We start from the raw sequence: 325 nt of genomic DNA on the forward strand, positions 1-325 counted from the left end.
CGTCGACTCACTGTCTGAAACAGACTCACTCTTTGACGTTGATTCGCTGTTCGAAACCGACTCGCTCTTTGACGTTGATTCACTGTTCGAGATTGAGTCGCTCTTTGACGTCGATTCACTATCCGAGATAGAGTCACTCTTTGACGTTGATTCGCTGTTTGAGACTAATTCGCTTTGTGACGTGGAATCGCTGTTCGAGATAGAGTCGCTCTTTGACGTCGATTCACTGTTCGAAATCGATTCACTCTTTGACGTGGAATCGCTGTTCGAGATAGAGTCGCTCTTTGACGTGGATTCACTGTTCGAAATAGAGTCACTCTTTGAC

General features: G+C 45.8%; 1 pseudogene. It reads right to left on the reverse strand.

Going from position 1 to position 325, the window contains the following annotated elements:
• Window positions 1–325 (reverse strand): annotated as a pseudogene (locus tag IAE53_RS11270) (cell wall anchor protein); the annotation flags it as partial.

It is taken from the genome of Leuconostoc sp. S50 (assembly GCF_016624925.1).
GTDB classification, from domain to species: Bacteria; Bacillota; Bacilli; order Lactobacillales; family Lactobacillaceae; genus Leuconostoc; species Leuconostoc pseudomesenteroides.